Annotated in this window: 18 protein-coding genes; 12 read left to right on the forward strand and 6 right to left on the reverse strand. The window is 73.9% G+C overall.

All coding sequences use genetic code 11. From position 1 onward, the window contains the following. Nucleotides 1–136 precede the first annotated feature (136 nt). Entirely contained in the window at nt 137–1,171 is a 1,035-nt protein-coding gene (locus ACGFI9_RS12810) for a tyrosine-type recombinase/integrase (RefSeq protein ID WP_393178463.1), read from the reverse strand. Between the two features lie 663 nt (nt 1,172–1,834). Here ACGFI9_RS12810 and ACGFI9_RS12815 point away from each other — a divergent pair. Further along, nucleotides 1,835–2,176, forward strand: coding sequence for a hypothetical protein (locus ACGFI9_RS12815; protein WP_393178117.1), 342 nt, complete (start codon nt 1,835–1,837; stop codon nt 2,174–2,176). Between the two features lies 1 nt (nt 2,177). Here the strand turns inward: ACGFI9_RS12815 and ACGFI9_RS12820 are convergent, their stop codons facing one another. The 3 genes from ACGFI9_RS12820 to ACGFI9_RS12830 are packed head-to-tail and all read right to left on the reverse strand — an operon-like array spanning nt 2,178 to nt 5,240. Continuing rightward, nucleotides 2,178–3,362, reverse strand: coding sequence for a DNA-processing protein DprA (locus ACGFI9_RS12820; protein ID WP_393178118.1), 1,185 nt, complete (start codon nt 3,360–3,362; stop codon nt 2,178–2,180). Further along, nucleotides 3,359–4,879: a YifB family Mg chelatase-like AAA ATPase gene (locus ACGFI9_RS12825; RefSeq protein ID WP_393178119.1), complete on the reverse strand. Its 1,521-nt coding sequence runs from the start codon at nt 4,877–4,879 to the stop codon at nt 3,359–3,361. Before ACGFI9_RS12825 ends, ACGFI9_RS12820 begins: the two co-directional genes overlap by 4 nt. Before the next feature lies 1 nt (nt 4,880). Further along, the gene (locus tag ACGFI9_RS12830) at nt 4,881–5,240 is read right to left on the reverse strand and encodes a YraN family protein (protein ID WP_393178120.1); all 360 of its coding nucleotides are present in this window, start codon (nt 5,238–5,240) and stop codon (nt 4,881–4,883) included. 197 nt (nt 5,241–5,437) lie between these two features. Here ACGFI9_RS12830 and ACGFI9_RS12835 point away from each other — a divergent pair, with 197 nt between their 5' ends. The 8 genes from ACGFI9_RS12835 to ACGFI9_RS12870 all read left to right on the forward strand — a co-directional run bounded on the left by ACGFI9_RS12835 (nt 5,438) and on the right by ACGFI9_RS12870 (nt 14,384). Beyond that, nucleotides 5,438–6,328 (forward strand): hypothetical protein, encoded by an 891-nt coding sequence (locus ACGFI9_RS12835; RefSeq protein ID WP_393178121.1) that lies wholly within the window; start codon nt 5,438–5,440, stop codon nt 6,326–6,328. Nucleotides 6,329–6,705: 377 nt separating this feature from the next. Beyond that, nucleotides 6,706–7,533, forward strand: a complete 828-nt coding sequence (gene rpsB / locus ACGFI9_RS12840; RefSeq protein WP_393178122.1) for a 30S ribosomal protein S2 — start codon at nt 6,706–6,708, stop codon at nt 7,531–7,533. 134 nt (nt 7,534–7,667) lie between these two features. Beyond that, nucleotides 7,668–8,495 (forward strand): translation elongation factor Ts, encoded by an 828-nt coding sequence (gene tsf, locus ACGFI9_RS12845; RefSeq protein ID WP_393178123.1) that lies wholly within the window; start codon nt 7,668–7,670, stop codon nt 8,493–8,495. A gap of 166 nt (nt 8,496–8,661) precedes the next feature. Then, nucleotides 8,662–9,429: a UMP kinase gene (gene pyrH, locus ACGFI9_RS12850; protein ID WP_091190591.1), complete on the forward strand. Its 768-nt coding sequence runs from the start codon at nt 8,662–8,664 to the stop codon at nt 9,427–9,429. A gap of 86 nt (nt 9,430–9,515) precedes the next feature. Then, nucleotides 9,516–10,073 (forward strand): ribosome recycling factor, encoded by a 558-nt coding sequence (gene frr, locus ACGFI9_RS12855; protein WP_148794906.1) that lies wholly within the window; start codon nt 9,516–9,518, stop codon nt 10,071–10,073. Between the two features lie 366 nt (nt 10,074–10,439). Beyond that, the gene (locus tag ACGFI9_RS12860) at nt 10,440–11,969 is read left to right on the forward strand and encodes a phosphatidate cytidylyltransferase (RefSeq protein WP_393178124.1); all 1,530 of its coding nucleotides are present in this window, start codon (nt 10,440–10,442) and stop codon (nt 11,967–11,969) included. A gap of 104 nt (nt 11,970–12,073) precedes the next feature. After that, complete coding sequence (gene rlmN / locus ACGFI9_RS12865) at nt 12,074–13,219, forward strand: 23S rRNA (adenine(2503)-C(2))-methyltransferase RlmN (protein ID WP_393178125.1); 1,146 nt, start codon at nt 12,074–12,076, stop codon at nt 13,217–13,219. A gap of 22 nt (nt 13,220–13,241) precedes the next feature. Next, nucleotides 13,242–14,384, forward strand: a complete 1,143-nt coding sequence (locus ACGFI9_RS12870; RefSeq protein ID WP_393178126.1) for a DivIVA domain-containing protein — start codon at nt 13,242–13,244, stop codon at nt 14,382–14,384. 79 nt (nt 14,385–14,463) lie between these two features. Here the strand turns inward: ACGFI9_RS12870 and ACGFI9_RS12875 are convergent, their stop codons facing one another. After that, entirely contained in the window at nt 14,464–14,688 is a 225-nt protein-coding gene (locus ACGFI9_RS12875; RefSeq protein ID WP_393178127.1) for a DUF2631 domain-containing protein, read from the reverse strand. 234 nt (nt 14,689–14,922) lie between these two features. Between ACGFI9_RS12875 and ACGFI9_RS12880 the strand changes: the two genes are divergently transcribed. Further along, on the forward strand, nt 14,923–16,503 hold the full coding sequence (locus ACGFI9_RS12880; protein ID WP_393178128.1) for a Rieske 2Fe-2S domain-containing protein: 1,581 nt from the start codon (nt 14,923–14,925) through the stop codon (nt 16,501–16,503). Between the two features lie 109 nt (nt 16,504–16,612). Continuing rightward, nucleotides 16,613–17,266 (forward strand): TMEM175 family protein, encoded by a 654-nt coding sequence (locus ACGFI9_RS12885; protein ID WP_393178464.1) that lies wholly within the window; start codon nt 16,613–16,615, stop codon nt 17,264–17,266. Here ACGFI9_RS12885 and ACGFI9_RS12890 read toward each other — a convergent pair. Then, entirely contained in the window at nt 17,247–18,848 is a 1,602-nt protein-coding gene (locus ACGFI9_RS12890; RefSeq protein ID WP_393178129.1) for a phytoene desaturase family protein, read from the reverse strand. The genes ACGFI9_RS12885 and ACGFI9_RS12890 overlap by 20 nt on opposite strands. A 153-nt stretch (nt 18,849–19,001) precedes the next feature. On the opposite strand from ACGFI9_RS12890, the gene ACGFI9_RS12895 reads away from it, so the two are divergent. After that, the gene (locus tag ACGFI9_RS12895) at nt 19,002–19,259 is read left to right on the forward strand and encodes a hypothetical protein (RefSeq protein ID WP_393178130.1); all 258 of its coding nucleotides are present in this window, start codon (nt 19,002–19,004) and stop codon (nt 19,257–19,259) included. The last annotated feature ends 260 nt before the right edge of the window (nt 19,260–19,519 follow it).

Genomic DNA, 19,519 nt, shown 5'->3' on the forward strand with positions numbered 1-19,519 from the left:
CCGGAGCGGGACGGCGTCGACGCGGACGCCGGATCGCCGGTGCCGGCCGCCCGCGGTCCCGGACGCCGCCGGCCTCACCGACCAGCCCGACTACCTGCCGCCCCGGCTCGCCCGGCTCGGCGCTCGATGTCGCCGGTCAGGCCCGCGGATGCGCCTGCCGGTACGCCGTGCGCAGCCGTTCCACCGACACGTGCGTGTAGATCTGGGTACTGGCCAGGGAGGAGTGGCCGAGCAGCTCCTGTACGGCCCGCAGGTCCGCGCCGCCCTCCAGCAGATGGGTGGCGGCCGAGTGCCGCAGCCCGTGCGGGGTCGTCCGGGGCAGGCCGGCGGCTTCGGCGTACCCGGCGACGATCCGGCGGGCGGTGGTCGGGTTGAGCCGCCCGCCTCGCGCCCCGAGCAGCAGCGCCGATCCCGAGCCGGGACCGGCCAGGGCCGGCCTGCCCCGGCCGAGCCACCCGTCCAGCGCGCGCTGGGCCGGCACCCCGTACGGCACGGCCCGCTCCCGCCCGCCCTTGCCGAGCACGCGGACCACCCGGCGGGCGTGGTCGACGTCGGTGAGGTCGAGGCCGCACGCTTCGCTGACGCGCACCCCGGTCCCGTAGAGCAGCTCGAGCAGCAGCCGGTCGCGCAGCAGCACCGCCTCCTCGACCGCCGGGCCGTCCGAGGCGTGCTCCGCCCCGCCGTCCGGCGTGTGTCCCGTTCCGCTGTCCGGCGGGGTTCGCGGCTGCCGGCCGGAGTCCGTGCCGGCGGCCTCGTTCGGTCCGCTGTCCGCGTCGCCCGGCGCCCGCTCCTCGGCCCGGCGCGGGGCGTCCATCAGCGCGGCAGCCTGGTCGGCCCGCAGGACGGTGGGCAGCTCCCGGTGGGCCCGGGGGCTGGCCAGGGCGGCGGCCACGTCGGTGGGGAGCAGGCCGGCGCGGTGCGCCCAGGCGCTGAATGCCCGTGCCGAGGCGGCCCGACGGGCCAGGGACGTCCGCGCCGCGCCCATCGTCCGCTGTTTCGCCAACCAGCTCCGCAGCGCCGTGAGGTCCAGCTCCGACAGGTCGGCGCAGCCCATCCGCACCGCGTGGTCGAGCAGGGAGACCAGATCGGTGACGTACGCCCGCACGGTGTGCGCCGACCGGTTGCGAACCCGGGCGAGGTGATCGGCGAAGTCGTCCACCGCCTCCCGCATCGCCGGCGGCAGCCCCTCGTGGACGGCCCGGGTGCCGCTCACCGGCCCGCCCCGCCGGCCTGTCGTGCGTACCGGCCGGCCCCGGGAAGTGGCTTGCCGTGGCCGGGCCGCCGGTGACACCCGGCGGTGCCGGGGCGCGTGCTGCTGTCGGCGGGCATTGGCCCAGCCTACGGCGCGGGTGCCGGCTCGGCTGGTCGCCGGCGCCGCCAGTCCGCCCGGCTGCCGGTTCCCGTTGCCGTCGGACACCTGGTCGGCCGATCCTGATCGAGATCGACGCGGCAAGAAGGCTCGGTCCGGGCGGCCGTGCGCCACCGGAGCATGTCCCGCGATGCGGGCGGACTGACCGTTCAATGACCGCCGCCGGACGCCCGGGAGCCGGTCCGCGTCGTCGCCGCGGAGCGGCGCGCCGTGCGGGGTGGCCGAACCGGGGCTGGACAGGGGAAACTGTTCATACGAAAAGGACGGTGGCGGCCGCGCCGGGTACGACGGACCCCCGGCTGCCGGCGCCAGCGGCACAGGTGCCTCCCGCAGCGTGGGAGCAGTCGGGGTGGTGACCGACGGCATGCGCCCCGGGGCGGTGGCGCGGAAGGGTGATACCGCGAGTCGTACGGAACGGGCGTCGATCCCGGGGAAGCGGCGCCCACGTGAGGAGGGGGACCCGACGTGGGTGTGGATGCCGTCCTCTACCGGCTGGTGCGCGCCGGACCCGCCCGCCGCCGGCCGTCGTACGTCGCGTCCGAGGTGGTGGCGGACCCCGACGACGTGCTGCTGGACCTGCTCAAGCGGGTGCGGGGCGGGGGACGTACGCCGCTGCTGGACCGGGTCGACCCGCTCGGCGAACTGGTGGTGGGCGCCGGTTCCGCCACGCAGCTGCTCGCCGAGCTGCGCTGCCTCGCCGAGGTGGCCCGGACGCCGGCGGAGGTCGAGCAGGTCCGGCGGCTCGGGCTGCTCGCCCGACGGTGCCTGAACACCCGGGACGTCGAGATCCGCTTCGAGGTGGACTGACTCAGGCCGGTCGGCTCGCCCCGGACGGGGCCAGGGCGTAACCGTCGTCGCGGCGGACCACGAAGCCGAGTTCCTCCAGCATGGACAGCTTCCGCATGGCGGTGCGCAGCTCCACCCCGGCGCGCGTGGCGACGCTCTCCAGGGCGAGGGTCTTGCGCCGGGGCAGCGCCTCCAGCACCTGGGTGGCCTCGTCGTCGAGCCGGTCCCGGAGACGTTCCGGCGCCCGGGCCGGCGGGGCGAGGTCGTGACCGATCCGACCCACCTCCTCCAGCACGTGGGCGATCCCGGTGACCAACCGTGCCTTGGGCTCCTCGCGCAGCAGCTCGTGCGCGCCGACGGACATGGCCGAGGTGACCGGGCCCGGCACCACCATCCCGGGCCGGAGCACGCCGATCGCCCGGTTCAGGGTCTGGGTGGCGCCGCTGCGCGCCGCCGCCTCCACCAGCACCGTGCCGAGGGTGGCAGCCGCGATGACCCGGTTGCGGATGAGGAACCGGGGCCGCAGCGGCTCGGCGCCCGGCATCCACTCGCTCACCAGCAGGCCGGTCTCCGCGATCCGGTCGAACAGCGCCGTGTTGCCCATCGGGTAGGGACGGTCCAGTCCGCACGCCAGCACCGCCACCGTGAGCCCGCCGGCGGTCAGCGCGCCGCGGTGCGCGGCCGAGTCGATGCCGAAGGCCCCGCCGGACACCACGGTCCAGCCGCGGTCGGCCAGCCCGTAACCCAGCTCGGTGGCGACGTGCGTGCCGTACGGCGTGGCGGCCCGGGCACCCACCACGGCCACCGACCGGTCGAACGCCTGGGCCAGCGGCCAGGCGCCCCGCGCCCAGAGGCAGAGCGGCGGTGCGGTCTCCAGGTCGACCTTGCGGTTGGTCCCGGCCAGCCGGAGCCGCCGCAGCTCGGCGACCCGGACGGGCCACTCGTCGTCCTCGGGGGTGACCAGCCGTGCGCCGAGCCGCTCGGTGCGGGCCAGCGCCTGCTCGGCGACCGCCCGGACGTCCTCCCCGGCGGACCGGACCGCGACCGCCGACCGGAGCGCCCGGTCCGGTGCCCCGCCGTCGAGGAGCAGGTCCAGCGCGGCGACCGGACCGAGCTCGTCCACCAGCCGGTGCACCGCCCAGGTGCCCGGCTCGGCCAGCCAGGTCAGCGCGACCCGGGCCAGCCGTACGTCCTCCGTGGCGGTCATGCGCCGTCTCCCATGCGCAGGTGGATGGCCTCGGCGATGTCCCCGCCGTCCGGGCGGTCCCGCCCGTCGAGGTCGGCGATGGTCCAGGCGAGCCGGACCACCCGGTCGAACCCCCGTGCCGACAGCGACCCGGAGTCCAGCCGTTTGCGCAGTTCCCGGGTGTCCCGTCCGGGCAGCCGCCAGGGCGATTGGCGCAGGTACGGGCCAGGGATGTCGGCGTTCACCCGGCGACCGGTGTCCGCCCAGCGCGTCGCGGCGGCCCGACGCGCGGCGGCGACCCGGGCGGCCACGATCCCGGACGACTCGCTCGGCGTGCCGGTCTCCAGCAGCTCCGCGGCGCGTACGGGCAGCAGCCGGACCTGCACGTCGACCCGGTCCAGCAGGGGCCCGGAGAGCCGGCCCAGGTAACGCCGCCGGGCCAGGGGAGTGCACTCGCAGTCGGCGTCGCCGGAGGGCTTCGCGCAGGGGCAGGGGTTGGCGGCCAGCACCAGCTGTGTCCGGGCCGGGTACTCGGTGCCGCCCCGGGTCCGGGCGACCCGTACCAGGCCGCTCTCCAGCGGCTGGCGCAGCGCCTCCAGCGCCGCCTTGCTGAACTCGGGCGCCTCGTCGAGGAAGAGCACCCCACGGTGGGCCAGCGACACCGCCCCCGGGCGGGCGAGGCCGGACCCGCCGCCGACCAGCGACGGCACCGTCGCGGTGTGGTGCGGCGCCTGGAACGGCGGCCGGCGCAGCAACCGTCCCCCGGGCGGGAGCAGGCCGGCGATGGAGTGCAGCGCGGTGACCTCGAGGGCGGCCTCGTCGTCCAGCTCGGGCAGGATCGACGGGAGTCGTTCCGCCAGCATGGTCTTGCCGGCGCCGGGCGGGCCGAGCAGGGCCAGGTGGTGACCGCCGGCGGCCGCCACCTCCACGGCCCGCCGGCCGAGCCGCTGCCCGGCCACCTCGGCCAGGTCCGGCCCGTCCCCGGCGGGGATCGGCTCGGCATCGGGCGGCGGCAGCAGCGGGCTGCCGTCGCGGACGAACCCGACCAGCCGGTGCAGGGTGTCGACCGCCCGGACCCGGACACCGGGGATGACCGCCGCCTCGGCGGCGTTGCCCACCGGCACCACCACCCGGTCCAGCCCGGCCCGCGCGGCCGCGGCCACCATCGGCAGCACGCCCCGGACCGGGCGGACGGTGCCGTCGAGCCCGAGCTCGCCGAGGACCACCGTCCGGTCCAGCGGCAGCAGCGGCAGTTCGCCCGAGCCGCCGAGCACGGCCGCCGCGATGGCCAGGTCGAACGCGGATCCGTACTTGGGCAGGGTGGCCGGGAGCAGGTTGAGGGTGATCCGCCGGTTCGGCCACTTCTGGCCGGAGTTCACGATGGCGGCGCGGACCCGGTCGCGGGCCTCGTGCAGGGCCGTGTCGGGCAGCCCGGAGATGACCACGCCCGGCAGTCCCGGGGCGAGATCCGCCTCCACCTCCACGACGTGTCCGGTCACCCCGACGAGGCCGACGCAGAGCACCTTCGCGTAGCTCATCTCAGAACGCGCCCTTCAGGTGCTCGACCCGGGCCGGGCCAGCGGCGGGGAGCCGGACGGCGAGCACGTCGAAGCGGACCTCGTCGGCGCTGGTGCCGGTCTCGGCCAGCCAGCGCGCGGCGAGGCCGCGCAGCCGCCGCGCCTTCGCCGGCACCACCGCCTCCGCCGGGGTGCCGAAGTCGTCCGTACGGCGGGTCTTCACCTCGCAGAAGGCGAGCACCTCACCCTCCCAGGCGATGATGTCGATCTCCCCGTCGGGGCAGCGCCAGTTCCGGGCGACCGGGCGCAGTCCCGCCTCGATGAGGTGCCGGACCGCGCACCGCTCGCCGTACGCGCCGACGGCCTGGTTCCGCTTCGTCATGCCGGCCAGGGTGCGTTCGGCCGGACCGCTGCCACCGCCCCCGGCGCACCACCTGTGGACGACGGGGCCGGTTGTGGACGGGCGGACGATCATGAGGCTGCCGTGCTAGTCAACCGCGCCCGGACCCGCCGACCGGCATTGACCAGCGCCGACGCGACCCGGGGGGCGGATGGTGCGGGTGGGGCCGGTCGCATACCGTGCCGGTCGTGGACGGACGACGGAGCTTTCCCGAGGACCAGCAGGGGTCGCACTGGGGCGACCACGGGTACGCCGAGCCGGACTGGCGCGCGGCCGGCGAGCCGCGCTACCGCGACGACGACTTCCGCACGCCGGAGCAGCGCGGCTCCGGCGAGGGGCGGTACGGCGACGCCGGGCGGTTCGGCGCGGCCGACCCGCTGGGCGACGACCGCGAGGGCTGGCGGGCGCGCCGCGCGGCGGACCCGGCGGAGATCTCCGGCGAACTGCCCGGCGAGCACGGTGGCCGCCGAGCTGCCCACGAGGCCGGCGACGGCGTCGTGGCGCGGGACGGCGGCGTGGATCCGCTGCGGCCCGGGTCGGTGGGCGGCTACCCGATCGTCGATCCGGGCCGCCCCGCCGAACCGACCCTGGCCGCCCCGCCCCCGATCCCCGACCGCCCGGGCAACGGCAGGCCCACCTCGCTGACCGTGGGGGAGCGGCCCGGCCCGCAGCCGACTGATCCGGCCGTCGTACCGCACCCGCTGGAGATGCCGACCGGCCCGATGCCGTCGGTGCCGCCCCGGTTCGACGCGCCGCCCCCGGGGGACGGGGTCTACCGGACCCGCCGCCCGGCCCTCGCGGTGCTGCTGGCCGTACTGGTGCTGGTCCTGGAGATCCCGGCGCTGCGGGTGCTGGCGCACGGCGTCACGGGCGACCCGGTCTCCGCGTCGCACGTCGTGGTGGGCACCTTCCTGGTGGTCGGGCTGCCGATCTTCGGTGCCGGGCTGTACGGGCTGCGCACCGGCGGGCTGGCGCTCGCCGACGGCAGCCGGGGCTGGCTCCGGCCCCCGACGGCGTACCTGACCGTCGGTCTGGTGCTCTTCGTCGCCGCGGCGCTCGCGGCCCGCTGACCTGCTTCCCAGGGCCGGCGAGCGCCGGATGGGGTGATGATCCACTCCGCGGCAGGTAGCGGTGTCGCCGCGGTCCGGATGCCCCGGCCTGCGGGAGCCGGAGTCGATCACGAAGCCGGCCCGGCGGCGGTCGCCGGAGGTGCCCGAAATGGGGCGTTCCCGCACCCCGGGACCGGGGCGCGGAGAAGGGGCGTACACTGGTCGACTGGCGACCGCCTCGCGCGGTCGACCTCGCGTGCCCTCTCCACGGACCTCTCGTGGGGCGACGGCCTCCCTGGTCCCGATCTTGGTCGGGCCCACCATGGCCGGCGACCGGGCGCCAGGCGTCCGGCCGCCGGTCGGACGGGACAACCAGGGACAAACTAGGAGTACCCACCATGGCCGTCGTGACCATGCGCCAGCTGCTGGAGAGCGGTGTCCACTTCGGGCACCAGACCCGCCGCTGGAACCCGAAGATGAAGCGCTTCATCTTCACCGAGCGCAACGGTATCTACATCATCGACCTGCGCCAGACCCTCGACTACATCGAGAAGGCGTACGACTTCGTGCGCAACACCGTCGCCGGGGGTGGCAGCATCCTCTTCGTCGGCACCAAGAAGCAGGCCCAGGAGGCCATCGCCGAGCAGGCGACCCGGGTCGGCCAGCCGTACGTGAACCACCGCTGGCTCGGCGGCATGCTGACCAACTTCCAGACGGTGTACAAGCGGCTCCAGCGGATGAAGGAGCTGGAGGCCCTGGGTGACCTGAGCGGCACCGCCGCCGGTTACACCAAGAAGGAGACCCTGCAGCTCTCCCGCGAGAAGGAGAAGCTGACCAAGACCCTCGGTGGTCTGCGGGACATGCAGAAGCTCCCGGCCGCGGTCTGGGTGGTCGACACCAAGAAGGAGCACATCGCCGTCGACGAGGCCCGCAAGCTGGGCATCCCGGTGATCGCCGTGCTCGACACCAACTGCGACCCGGACGAGGTCGACTTCCCGATCCCGGGCAACGACGACGCCATCCGCTCGGCCGAGCTGCTGACCAAGGTCGTCGCCGCCGCCGTCGCCGACGGTCTGATCGCCCGCTCCGGCCGCGGCCGCGGCACCGACGAGAAGCCCGAGCCGGGTCAGGTCGGCGCCGACGAGCCGCTGGCCGAGTGGGAGCGCGAGCTGCTCGAGGAGCCGAAGAAGGCCGACGAGCAGCCGGCGACCGCCGCCGCGGAGTGATCGCGCCGTCGCGTCCCCACCGTCCGATTTCCCGGCCGGTGGGGCGCGACGGGTACGCCGGGCACAACCGGCCCGGATCCGGGTAACCGGCAGCCAGACCATCCCACGCAGTCTCAATCACCGAAGAGAGAGTCATGTCCAACTTCACCGCCGCGGACGTCAAGAAGCTCCGCGACCTCACCGGCGCCGGCATGATGGACTCCAAGAAGGCGCTGACCGAGGCCGAGGGCGACTTCGACAAGGCCATCGAGATCCTGCGCGTCAAGGGTGCCAAGGACGTCGGCAAGCGGGCCGGCCGCACCGCCGCCAACGGGCTGATCGCGCACTCCGGCACGTCGCTGCTGGAGCTCAACTGCGAGACCGACTTCGTCGCCAAGAACGACGCCTTCATCGCCCTGGCCCAGCAGCTGGTCGAGCACGGCGAGAAGAGCGGCGTGAGCAACGCCGAGGAGCTGCTCGCCAGCACCATCGACGGCAAGCCGGTGGCCGACCTGATCCAGGAGCAGTCCGCCAAGATCGGCGAGAAGCTGGTGCTCAACCGCTTCGCCAAGCTCGACGGCACCACCGCCGTCTACCTGCACCGCAAGAGCCAGGACCTGCCGCCGGCCGTCGGCGTGCTGGTGCAGTACGCCGGCAAGACCGACGAGGCCGCCGACGCCGACGCCCGCGGTGTCGCCATGCAGATCGCCGCCATGCGGCCGAAGTACCTGACCCGCGACGAGGTCCCGGCCGACGTCGTCGAGTCGGAGCGGCGCATCGCCGAGCAGACCGCCCGCGAGGAGAACAAGCCCGAGGCGGCGCTGCCGAAGATCGTCGAGGGCCGGGTGAACGCCTTCTTCAAGGACTTCGTCCTGGTCGAGCAGGCCTCGGTCGCCGACAACAAGAAGACGGTGAAGCAGGTGCTGGCCGAGGCCGGCATCGAGGTCACCCGCTTCCTGCGGTTCGAGGTCGGCCAGGCCTGAGCCGCGCCACCGGGCGCATGACGCGCCCGGAGGCAGGGAAAAACGTCGACGAGGAGGCCGCCGGTGTACGTGACAGGCACCGCGGCCTCCTCGTCACATAGGGTCGGCAACGGCAGTTACGCGGTACGCGGCGCCCACGGGGTGCGCGACGGAAAGGGCGGGGCGGATGACGCAGGTTGTGAGTGACCGGAGTCTGGCGGCGGATGATCCGACCGCCCCTCCGCCCGGCCGGGCCCGCCGGGTGGTGCTGAAGCTCTCCGGTGAGGTCTTCGGCGGCGGCGCCATCGGCGTCGACCCGGACGTCGTGCAGGGCATCGCCCGGCAGATCGCCACCGTGGTCCGTCGGGGCGTGCAGGTCTCCGTGGTGGTCGGCGGGGGCAACTTCTTCCGCGGCGCCGAGCTGCAGAAGCGCGGCATGGACCGGGCGCGGGCCGACTACATGGGCATGCTCGGCACGGTGATGAACTGCCTGGCCCTCCAGGACTTCCTGGAGAAGGAGGGCATCGAGACCCGGGTGCAGAGCGCCATCACCATGGCCCAGGTCGCCGAGCCGTACATCCCGCTGCGCGCGATCCGGCACCTGGAGAAGGGCCGCGTGGTCATCTTCGGCGCCGGCGCCGGCATGCCGTACTTCTCCACCGACACCGTCGCCGCCCAGCGGGCGCTGGAGATCCGCGCCGACGTGGTGCTGATGAGCAAGAACGGCGTGGACGCGGTCTACACCGCCGACCCCCGGATCGACCCGACGGCGAGCAAGCTCGACTCGATCACCTTCTCCGAGGTGCTGCGTCGCAACCTGCGGGTGGCCGACGCCGCCGCGTTCAGCCTCTGCATGGAGAACGGCCTGCCGATGCTGGTCTTCGGCGCCCAGGGCGACGACACCATCGTCCGGGCCGTCGGCGGTGAGAAGATCGGCACGCTGATCACCGCCTGAACGGCCCGGTCCGAGCCGGCAGCGGTCCTCCGACCCAGCAGCACCAGCACAGCCACGACGAGCGACAGAAGGAGGCGAGGAGACCGGTGATCGACGACACCCTCCTCGAGGCCGAGGAGAAGATGGAGCGTGCCATCGAGCACGCCAAGGAGGAGTTCGGCGGGATCCGTACCGGTCGCGCCAACGCCGCGATGTTCTCCCGGATCGTCATCGACTACTACGGCAGCCCGACGCCGCTGCCCCAGATGGCCTCCATCGCGGTTCCCGAGCCGCGCATGGTGATCATCAAGCCGTACGACAACTCGCAGCTGGGCGCCATGGAGAAGGCGATCCGCGACTCCGACCTCGGGGTGAACCCGAACAACGAGGGCAACCAGCTGCGCATCCTGCTCCCGCAGATGACCGAGGAGCGGCGTCGCGAGATGATCAAGGTCGCCCGGCACAAGGGCGAGGAGGCCAAGGTCGCCGTCCGCAACATCCGGCGCAAGGGCAAGGAAGAGCTCGACCGCCTGGTCAAGGACGGCGAGGTCGGCGAGGACGAGGGCCGCCGCGCCGAGAAGGAGCTGGACGACCTGACCCAGCGTTTCGTCGCCACCGTCGACGAGCTGGTCAAGCACAAGGAGAACGAGCTGCTCGAGGTCTGAGCGGCCCGTCGCGTACCCGCCACGGCACCGGTGTGCCGCCGCCCCCGCCTACGACAACTCCAGCCCGGCCGACGGCCACGATCCGGCCTCGGCGGGGCTCACGACCGGATGAGGACCGGTCCGAGGCCGCGCCGCGACCTGGAGCCGTCGGGGGGTGGCGGGGCCCGGTGCCGTCGTCGTCCCGGGGCCATCGTCCGCCGTGCCGGGTTCCCGGGTGCAGTAGGCTCGGCACGATTCCCGCCCACCACCGGGTGAACGACGGGAATCGGCCGGCCGTCGGGCCGGTCAACCGGAGCAGTCGCGCCTGTAGGGGATGGTCTTGATCTTGCGTCATGTGGTGGCACTCGTACCGTCTCTCGGTGCGTGATGTCCCACCCCGACCCCTACGGCACCGCCGAGCCGCGCGGCTGGGACCGGCCGGAGCGCCGGGGCCCGCTGCCCTGGCCGGAGACCGATCTCGAGCCCGGGCCCTGGCGTCAACCGGCCGGCCCCGAGGCGTACGCCGGACCGCACGGCCGTCCCCAGCCGCTCGCCGACCCGTACGGGCGGCCGGCTGACGGGTACGCCGGCCCGCGCGACCGCCGCCCGTACGACGAATCCCCCGGTCCCGACCGCGGCTGGCGCGACGAGCCGCGCCACCACGACGAGCGGAGCCCCCGCGACGGCGGCCGCCGGGACGCGGACCGGGGCTTCCCGGGCCGCGGCGGCCCCCGCGACCCCGGTTACGACGACCCCCGAGACCGTGGCTACGACGACCCTCGCGAGCGTGGCTACGACGACCCCCGAGACCGTGGCTACGACCGCGACCGGCGCGAGCGGCACCATGAACCCGACCCGCGCGAGCGGCGCTACGAGCCCGACCCGCGTGGCCGGGGCTACGACGCCGACCGGCGGGGTGGCCGTCCGGGCGGGCCGGACGAGGAGTACCAGACGGCCCAGATCCCCCCGGTCCGGGACGAACCCACCGCCCAGCTCGCGGCAATCCGGGACGAGCCCGACCCGGAACCGCCGGCCGGCCGGCGCCCGCGGGGCCGGCGCCGGGCCAGCGCGGACCGCCCGCCGACCGCCCAGCCGGCGACCGGCCGGGCGGGCCGCAACCTGCCGGCCGCGATCGGCGTCGGGGTGGCCCTCGGCGCGGCGATCGTGGTGCCGCTCTTCTTCTACCTGCCGGCGTTCCTGGGCGTGATCGCCGCCGCGGTGGCGATCGGCGTCTGGGAGATGGCCCGCGCGGTCCGCCGCAGCGGCGCCCGTCCGCCGCTGGTGCCGCTGATGGCCGGTGGTGTGATCACCGTGGGGCTGGGCTGGTTCGCCGGTCCGGACGCGCTCAGCCTCGGCCTGCTGGTCACCGTGCTCGGCACGATGATCTGGCGGCTCGGTGACGGCCCCGGCAACTACCAACGCGACCTGACCGCGGCCACCCTGATCGCGGTCTACGTGCCCTTCCTCGGCGGCTTCGCGGCGATGCTGGCCGCCGCGCCCGGGGACGGCCACCTGCGGGTCCTGGCCACCCTGGTCGCCGTGGTGCTCTCCGACACCGGCGGGTACGCGGCCGGCGTCGCCTTCGGCAAGCACCCGATGGCCCCCACGATCAGCCCGAAGAAGTCCTGGGAGGGCTTCGCCGGGTCGGTGACCGCGGCCGCCGCGGGCAGCGCCCTGCTGCTCTGGCTGCTCCTCGACGTCGCCCCCTGGTGGGGCGCGCTGTTCGGGGTGGCGATCTCCTGCGCGGCGGTCCTCGGCGACCTCGCCGAGTCGATGATCAAGCGGGACCTCGGGGTGAAGGACATGAGCAACCTGCTCCCCGGGCACGGTGGCCTGATGGACCGGCTCGACTCGATCCTCTTCGCGGTGCCGACGGCGTACCTGCTGCTGGCGGTCATCGTGCCACCGGCGGGCTGAGGGATGAATCACGTGGGCGGGGGCGCATCCACCGGCCGGTCGGGGCCGATTCGGCACCTACGGACGGGTGCGTCCCGGCCCGGGCGTGTCAGACTGGACGCGCCATGACGAGCCTCCCCCTGATCCCCGTGGACCCCGACGCCCGCGGCCGCCGGCCCGCGATGCCGCCCCGTCACCTCGCCGACCTGGACCTGCCGGGCCGGCGGGCGCTCGTCACCGAGCTCGGCGAGCCGGGGTTCCGCGCGAAGCAGGTCTCCAACCACTACTTCGGTCGCCTGGTGCGCGATCCGGCGCAGATGACCGATCTGCCGGCCGCCACCCGCGAGCGGCTGGCCGGGTCGCTGCTGCCCACCCTGCTCACCCCGGTGCGGGAGCTGGCCTGCGACGACGGCGCCACCCGCAAGGCGCTCTGGCGGTTGCACGACGGCTCGCTGGTGGAGAGCGTGCTGATGGGTTACCCGGACCGGGTCACCGTCTGCATCTCCAGCCAGGCCGGCTGCGGCATGGCCTGCCCGTTCTGCGCCACCGGCCAGGCCGGGCTGACCCGCAACCTCTCCACGGCGGAGATCGTCGACCAGGCGGTCTACCTCGCCGGGGTGGCCGCCTCGGGGGCGGTCGCCGGCTCGCCGCCGCGCCTGTCGCACGTGGTCTTCATGGGCATGGGCGAGCCGCTGGCCAACTACTCCCGGGTGGTGGCGGCGATCCGCCGGCTGGTCGCGCCGGCCCCGGAGGGGCTCGGCCTGTCCCAGCGGCACATCACCGTTTCCACGGTTGGCCTGGTCCCGGCCATCCGCCGACTGGCCAGCGAAGACCTCTCCGTGACCCTTGCGTTGTCGCTGCACGCCCCCGATGATGAGCTGCGCGACGAACTCGTCCCGGTCAACCAGCGCTGGAAGGTGTCCGAGGTGCTGGATGCGGCGTGGGACTACGCAGCCACGACGGGCCGTCGCGTGTCGATCGAGTACGCGATGATCAAGGACGTGAACGACCAGCCGTGGAGAGCCGATCTGCTCGGGCGGCTGCTGGCCGGCAAGCTGGCCCACGTGAACCTCATCCCGCTCAACCCGACCCCGGGCAGCCGCTGGGACGCCAGCCCGAAGCCGGTCGAGCGGGAGTTCGTCCGGCGGTTGCGCGACGCCGGGGTGTCGACCACGGTGCGGGACACCCGGGGGCGCGAGATCGACGGCGCGTGTGGGCAGCTCGCGGCCGCCGAGGACAGGGACACCGAGCCACGCACCGCGACGGCGTAGCGGTACGAGACCAGGAGACATAGTGGCGAGTCAGGGTCAGCGTTTCCGGCGTAAGGCGCTCCGCCGGGGATACAAGGTCGACGAGGTGGACGCCTTCCTCGACCGGGTGGAGGCGACACTCGCCGGCCAGCCGGTCGGCGCGCCCGTGGCCTCCCAGGAGGTCCACGACGTCGTCTTCCGGGTCCGGTTCAACGGCTACGACGAGTGGCAGGTCGACCTGCACCTCGACCGGGTCGAGCGGCAACTGGCCGAGCTGGAGGAGCGTGGCGGCGTCCCCGGCGGGCGCGGCGGCGACCCGCGCATGGCCGACCGGCTCGGCCCGCCGATGCGCGACGACCGTGGTCTCTCGCCCGTGCCGCAGCCGCCGATGCCGCCCCGGTCGATGCCCACGCAGCCCGGCCCGCCCGCCGACCGCTACGGCAACCGTTACGACGAGCCCACCGGCGCCTTCGCCGCCGGCGGGTACGAGGGCCGGCGGGTCAACTACGAGCCGCCGCGCGGCCCGGGCGGTCCCGGCCCGATGGGTCCAGGCGGTCCCGGCCCGATGGGCCACGGCGGCCCGCCGTCGCGGGGCCTTCCGCCCGGCCCGGGCGGCTACGGCCAGGACGAACGGTTCGACGGCTTCGAGGCCGGCCGGCACCCCGGCCGGACCGACATGACCGCCGAGATCCGGATGCCCGAGCGGGACCTGCGTGACCTGCGCCGTGGTCCGGCCGGCCCGCCGCCGCTGCCGCAGCAGGGCTACGGCCCCGGCCCGGGCCCCGACCAGGGCTACGGTCCTGGCCCCGACCAGGGCTACGGGCCCGGCCCCGGCCCCGACCAGGGCTACGGTCCTGGCCCCGACCAGGGCTACGGCCCGGGCCCCGGTATGTCCGGCCCGCCGATGGTGGGTCCGCCGATGGCCGGCCCGCCCGGCAGCGACCTCTACCGGGTGGACCAGATCCGGCGCAGCTTCCAGGTCCGTCGCTTCGGCAGCGGCTACGACCCGGACCAGGTCGACCGGTTCTTCGAGAGCCTGCTCGGCGGCATGCAGGGCCGCAACCCGATGCCGGTGAACCCGAAGGACCTGGACACGTTGCGCTTCGGGCTGGTGCCCGGCGGCTACTTCGAGGCCGAGGTCGACGCCGCGCTCAAGGACGTGCAGGACATCCTCCTGGGTCGCTGAGCCGGCCGGGAACGACGACGAGGGCCCGCCCCCGACCGGGGGCGGGCCCTCGCGCGTACGCCGTCGAGCGTGACCGTGGTCAGGACCGCAGGCCGTTGCGGCGCAGCACCGCGTCGCCGATCACGATGGCCAGCAGCACCACGGCGAGCCCGATCAGCCAGATGTCCTCGACCTTGCCCTCGTGGTTGCCGCAGAAGGCCATGACCACCAACACCACCGCCGACAGCACCGCCCCGATCCGTCCGGACTTGCGGTGTCCGGGCTTGTGCTGATCTGGCGCGGTTACCGGCTCGCTTCCTGCCACTGTCGGTCCTTCCCTCGCGATCGGATCTCCGGTTAGTCTGGCACGCCCCGTGGCGGGCCCGGTGCGGGGTCCGCCCTGATCGGGCTGTCCGGACCACGAGGGCTGAGTGGCGCCCGGGCCGATGGTCCCGTCGGGGGCGGTCGGAAGGGCACTACCGGCGTCGCGGAACGCCGATCACACTGCCTCCGGTAGCGTCTTGACGTACGCCTGATTGCCTTTTTGAGGGGGACTGCGGTGCGAGTGACCGGTACGGGACATGCCAGCATGCGGATCGACACGGCCGCGGGCAGCATCCTGTGCGACCCGTGGGTCAATCCCGCCTATTTCGCCTCCTGGTTCCCTTTCCCGGACAATTCACAGCTCGACTGGGCGGCCCTCGGTCAGGTCGACTACCTCTACGTGTCGCACCTGCACCGCGACCACTTCGACGCGAAGCACCTGCGGGACTTCGTCTCCAAGGACGCCACCGTCCTGCTCCCCGAGTTCCCCACCTCGGAGATGGAGGACGAGCTGCGGGCGCTGGGCTTCACCAAGTTCCTCAAGGCCCCGAACGAGCAGGTCGTGGAGCTGCCCGGCGGCCTGAAGATCATGATTCAGGCGCTGACCAGCCCCACCGACGGCCCGATCGGCGACTCCTCGCTCTGGGTGGAGTACGAGGGCGTGCGGCTGCTCAACCAGAACGACGCCCGCCCGACCGACCTGAGCGTCTTCGCCGAGCTGGGCCACGTGCACGCGCACATGCTGCAGTTCTCCGGCGCCATCTGGTACCCGATGGTCTACGAGCTGCCGCAGGCGGCGAAGACCGCGTTCGGCAAGCAGAAGCGCGACCGGCAGTTCGACCGCACCTGGCGCTACATCGACGACCTGAAGGCCGACCACGTCTTCCCGATCGCCGGCCCGCCGTGCTTCCTCGACGACACGCTGTGGCAGTTCAACGACATCTTCGGCGACGAGGGCAACATCTTCCCGGACCAGTCGGTCTTCCTGGCCGAGTACGCCAAGGTCGGCGGCACCAACGGCATCGTGCTGCTGCCGGGCAGCGTCGCGGAGATCACTACCGAGGGGACGACGACGACCCACCCGGTGCCGGTCGAGGAGTTCTTCGCGAACAAGGTCGCCCACCTGGAGGAGATGCGGGAGCGCAAGCGCCCGATCATCGAGGCGGAGAAGGCGTCCTGGCGGCACCCCGAGGTCGACGTGCTGGGCGAGATGAAGCGCCGGATCGAGCCGCTGCTGGACGAGTCGATCTACCTGGCCAAGGGGGTCGGCGGGCCGGTCCGCTTCGACCTGGTCGGCTACGACGGGGAGAGCGTCGAATCCATCGTGGTGGACTTCCCGGGCAAGGAGGTCCGGCCGTACGCGGACGAGAAGGTCCGCTACCGGTTCCGCACCGAGCGCGCGCTGGTCGAGCACCTGCTGCACATCGGCGAGGTGGACTGGGTCAACTCCCTCTTCCTCTCCTGCCGCTTCTCCGCCGCCCGGATCGGCCAGTACAACGAGTTCGTCTACGCCTTCTTCAAGTGCCTCTCCGAGGAGCGCCTCCAGTACGCCGAGGGCTGGTACGACGAGCACGAGCGGGCGGTCGACGCCGAGGACATCACGCTGGACGGCTGGGTGGTGCAGCGCCGCTGCCCGCACCTGAAGGCGGACCTGAGCCGGTTCGGCATCGTCGACGGCGACCAGCTCACCTGCCAGCTGCACGGCTGGCGGTTCGACCTGGCCAGTGGCCGCTGCCTGACCAGCGTCGGCCACAAGATCCGCGCCCACCGCGCGGACGCCGACGCCCCGGCCCCCGCCGGGGAGGCCGTCAGCTGAGTTTCCCCGCGCACGCCGCCCCCGCCGGGTGACCATCAGGTCGGAAGGGGGCGGCGTGACGGGGGCGGGCGCGGAGGAGAAGCAGTACCGGTACCGGCGCGACCGGGAGATGGCCCGGGACGCCTCCCGGGTGGAGACGTTCAGCGACGGCGTCTTCGCGGTCGTGCTGACGGTGATGGCCGTCGAGCTGCTGCAGAACGGCCCGGCCCGGGATCCCGGGCGAGAGCTTCCCGACGCCCTCGCCCAGGCCTGGCCGTCCTACCTGGCGTACGTGATCACCTTCGGGATCGCCGGCCAGATCTGGCTCGGCCACCACAACATGTGGCGGTACGTGGTCCGGGTCGACCAGGTGCTGCTGGTGTTCAACCTGCTCCTGCTGCTCGTCGTGGCCGCCATCCCGTTCACCGCCGACCTGCTCTCGGACAACCTGCGCGGCTCCGCGACCGAGCAGCGGCTGACCGCCGCCCTCTATCTCGGCACCGTGCTCGGCGAATCCCTCTTCTTCAACCTGAGCTGGTGGTGGGCCCGGCGGCACCGGCTGCTCCACCCCGACCTGGATCCCCGGCTGGCCCGGGCAGTCGCGCGGCGACTGCGGCTGCGCCCCCTGCTCTACCTGATCGCCTTCGCCTTCGTCTTCGTCGACCCGATCCTCAGCCTCTTCCTCTACCTGCTGCTCGTCGGCCTCTCCCTCATCCGCCGCCCCGGCGACCTGCCCCGGTTCGCCGCCGAGACCGGCGGGGAGGTCAGCGGCCGAGGTCGCTGAGGATGCGCTGGGCGGCGTTGTGGCCGGCGGCTCCGATCACGCTGCCCCCCGGGTGGCAGCCGGCGCTGCCCGCGTAGACGCCGTCGACCCCGGTGGCGTACGGCATCCGGTCGGTGAACGAGACCGTGTTGTCGACGTGGTGGATGTGCCCGCCGGTGATGCCGAAGTGCGCCTCGATGCCGGGCGGGGGCAGCGGCACCGCGTCGGCGATCAGGTCGCCGGTGCCCGGGGCGTACCGCTCGCAGATCGCGATCAGCTTCTCCACGTAGCCGGGCAGCGCCTCGTCCCAGGTGGTGCCGGCCAGCTCGTACGGCACGGACTGCACGAACAGCGCCGAGGAGTGGTGCCCCTCGCCGTCGGAGAGCGACGGGTCGACCGTGGTGTGCAGGTACCACTCGATGGTCGGCTCCTCCGGCAGCCGTCCGGCCTGCACGTCCGCCCACATCGCGCGCAGCGCGGCCATCGGCGGCTCGCCGCCCGATCCGACCAGCGAGGCCGAGCCGGGGAGCAGGTGGATGGTGGAGCCGAACGGGCTCGGCGCGTCCGCCGGCAGGCAGGAGAAGCGGGGCAGTCCGGTCAGCGCCAGGTTGAGCTTGAGCGTGGTGCCGGGGCGGCGGACCGCCGCCATCCGCTCGCCGAGGCCCGCCGGGAGCGCGCCGTCGGGCAACAGCTCCATCAGCCGGTACGGGTCGCAGGCCCCGAGCACCACGGACGCGGCCACCTCCCGGCCGTCGGCCAGCACCACCCCGCTGGCCGCGCCCCGGTCCAGGGTGATCGCGGTGACCGGCGTACCGGTCAGGATGCGGGCTCCGGCCGCGCGGGCGGCCTCGGCGAAGGTCCGGGAGACGGTGCCCATGCCGCCCCGGGCGATCATCCAGGTGCCGCCGGAGCCGGGCAGCCGGCACATGTTGTGCACCAGGAAGTTGTGCCCGGTGCCGGGGTCGTCCGGGCCGGCGTTGAGGCCGGAGAGACCGTCGGTGACCGCGTACATGCTGACCAGCAGCTCGGAGCGGAAGTCGAAGCGGGCCAGGTAGTCGGCCACCGAGCCGCGTACCAGGTCGACGAAGACCTGACGCAGGGCGGGACGGACGTACCGCTCGGCGGTCTCCTCCACGGACACCGGCTCGGCCAGCCAGGCGGGCGCCAGGTCCGCGCGGAGGTGGGCCAGTTCGGCCTGGAGGGCGTCGTCGGCGGCCGCGTCGGCGGGGGAGAACATCTCCGCGACCTGCCGCCGGCTGGCCGCGGCGTCGCTGCCGAAGAGCAGGTACGGCGAGCCGAGCCCGCCCGGGGTGGGCAGGAAGTAGTGCGGGTCGCGGCGCAGCACCGGGATCGTCACGTCCAGGGCGGCGAGCAGTTCGGGCGGCATCAGCCCGAGCAGGTAGGAGCCGGTGGAGTGCCGCAGCCCCGGCACCTTGGGGAACGGGTTCTCCGTCCGGGTGGCCCCGCCGATCACCTCGGCCGCCTCCAGCACCAGCACGTCCAGCCCGGCGCGGGCCAGCAGGATCGCCGACACCAGCCCGTTGTGCCCGGAGCCGACCACGACGACGTCGGCGCGGCGCGGCAACTCACTCGCTTCGCTCATGCCCGCGCAGCCTACTGCCGCGCCCCGCCGCACGGGAGGGTTCCGGGCCGACCGGTCAGGTCACGGCGGGGGTGCGCCGGGGCGCTGGGGCCGCCGCAGGCGCGGATCCTGTGGCTGATCCAGCAGCGGCGGAAGATCGACGCGATCAAGGTGATGCGTCAGCACACCGGCCTGCCGCTGGCCGAGGCGAAGCAGGTGGTCGACCACCTCGATGACGGCGGCTCACCGCCGCCCTGGTTCGCCACCATGGGACCGGTCGACGGCCCCGCGAAGCTCCCGGTCGACGACCGCGTACGGGCCGACGTCACGGCGCTCGCCCGGCAGGGGAAGAAGATCCAGGCGATCAAGCTGCTCCGGGACCGGACCGGCTGGAAGCTGGCCGAGGCGAAGCGGTACGTGGAGAGCCTCTGACGGCTGCCGCCAGCCGCCGTACCAGTCGGTGCGGGTGCCGAGGTGGGTCATGCCGAACCGCTGGAGACCTTCGTGCTGACGGCGGCGGACCGGGTGCCGTCACCTTCACCACGCAGCCGGACCGGAACCCCGCCGCCGGCCTGCTGAGGGAGGACCGCAGGAGGCTTGGGCGACGACTCGGCCATCCGGTGGCAGCGTGATGAGGTGAGACGGATATGCCTGTGAGGCATAAATATGCCTCACAGGCATATCGATCTCAG

Origin of the sequence: Micromonospora sp. NPDC048930, assembly GCF_043197935.1 — a bacterium.
Taxonomy (GTDB): domain Bacteria; phylum Actinomycetota; class Actinomycetes; order Mycobacteriales; family Micromonosporaceae; genus Micromonospora.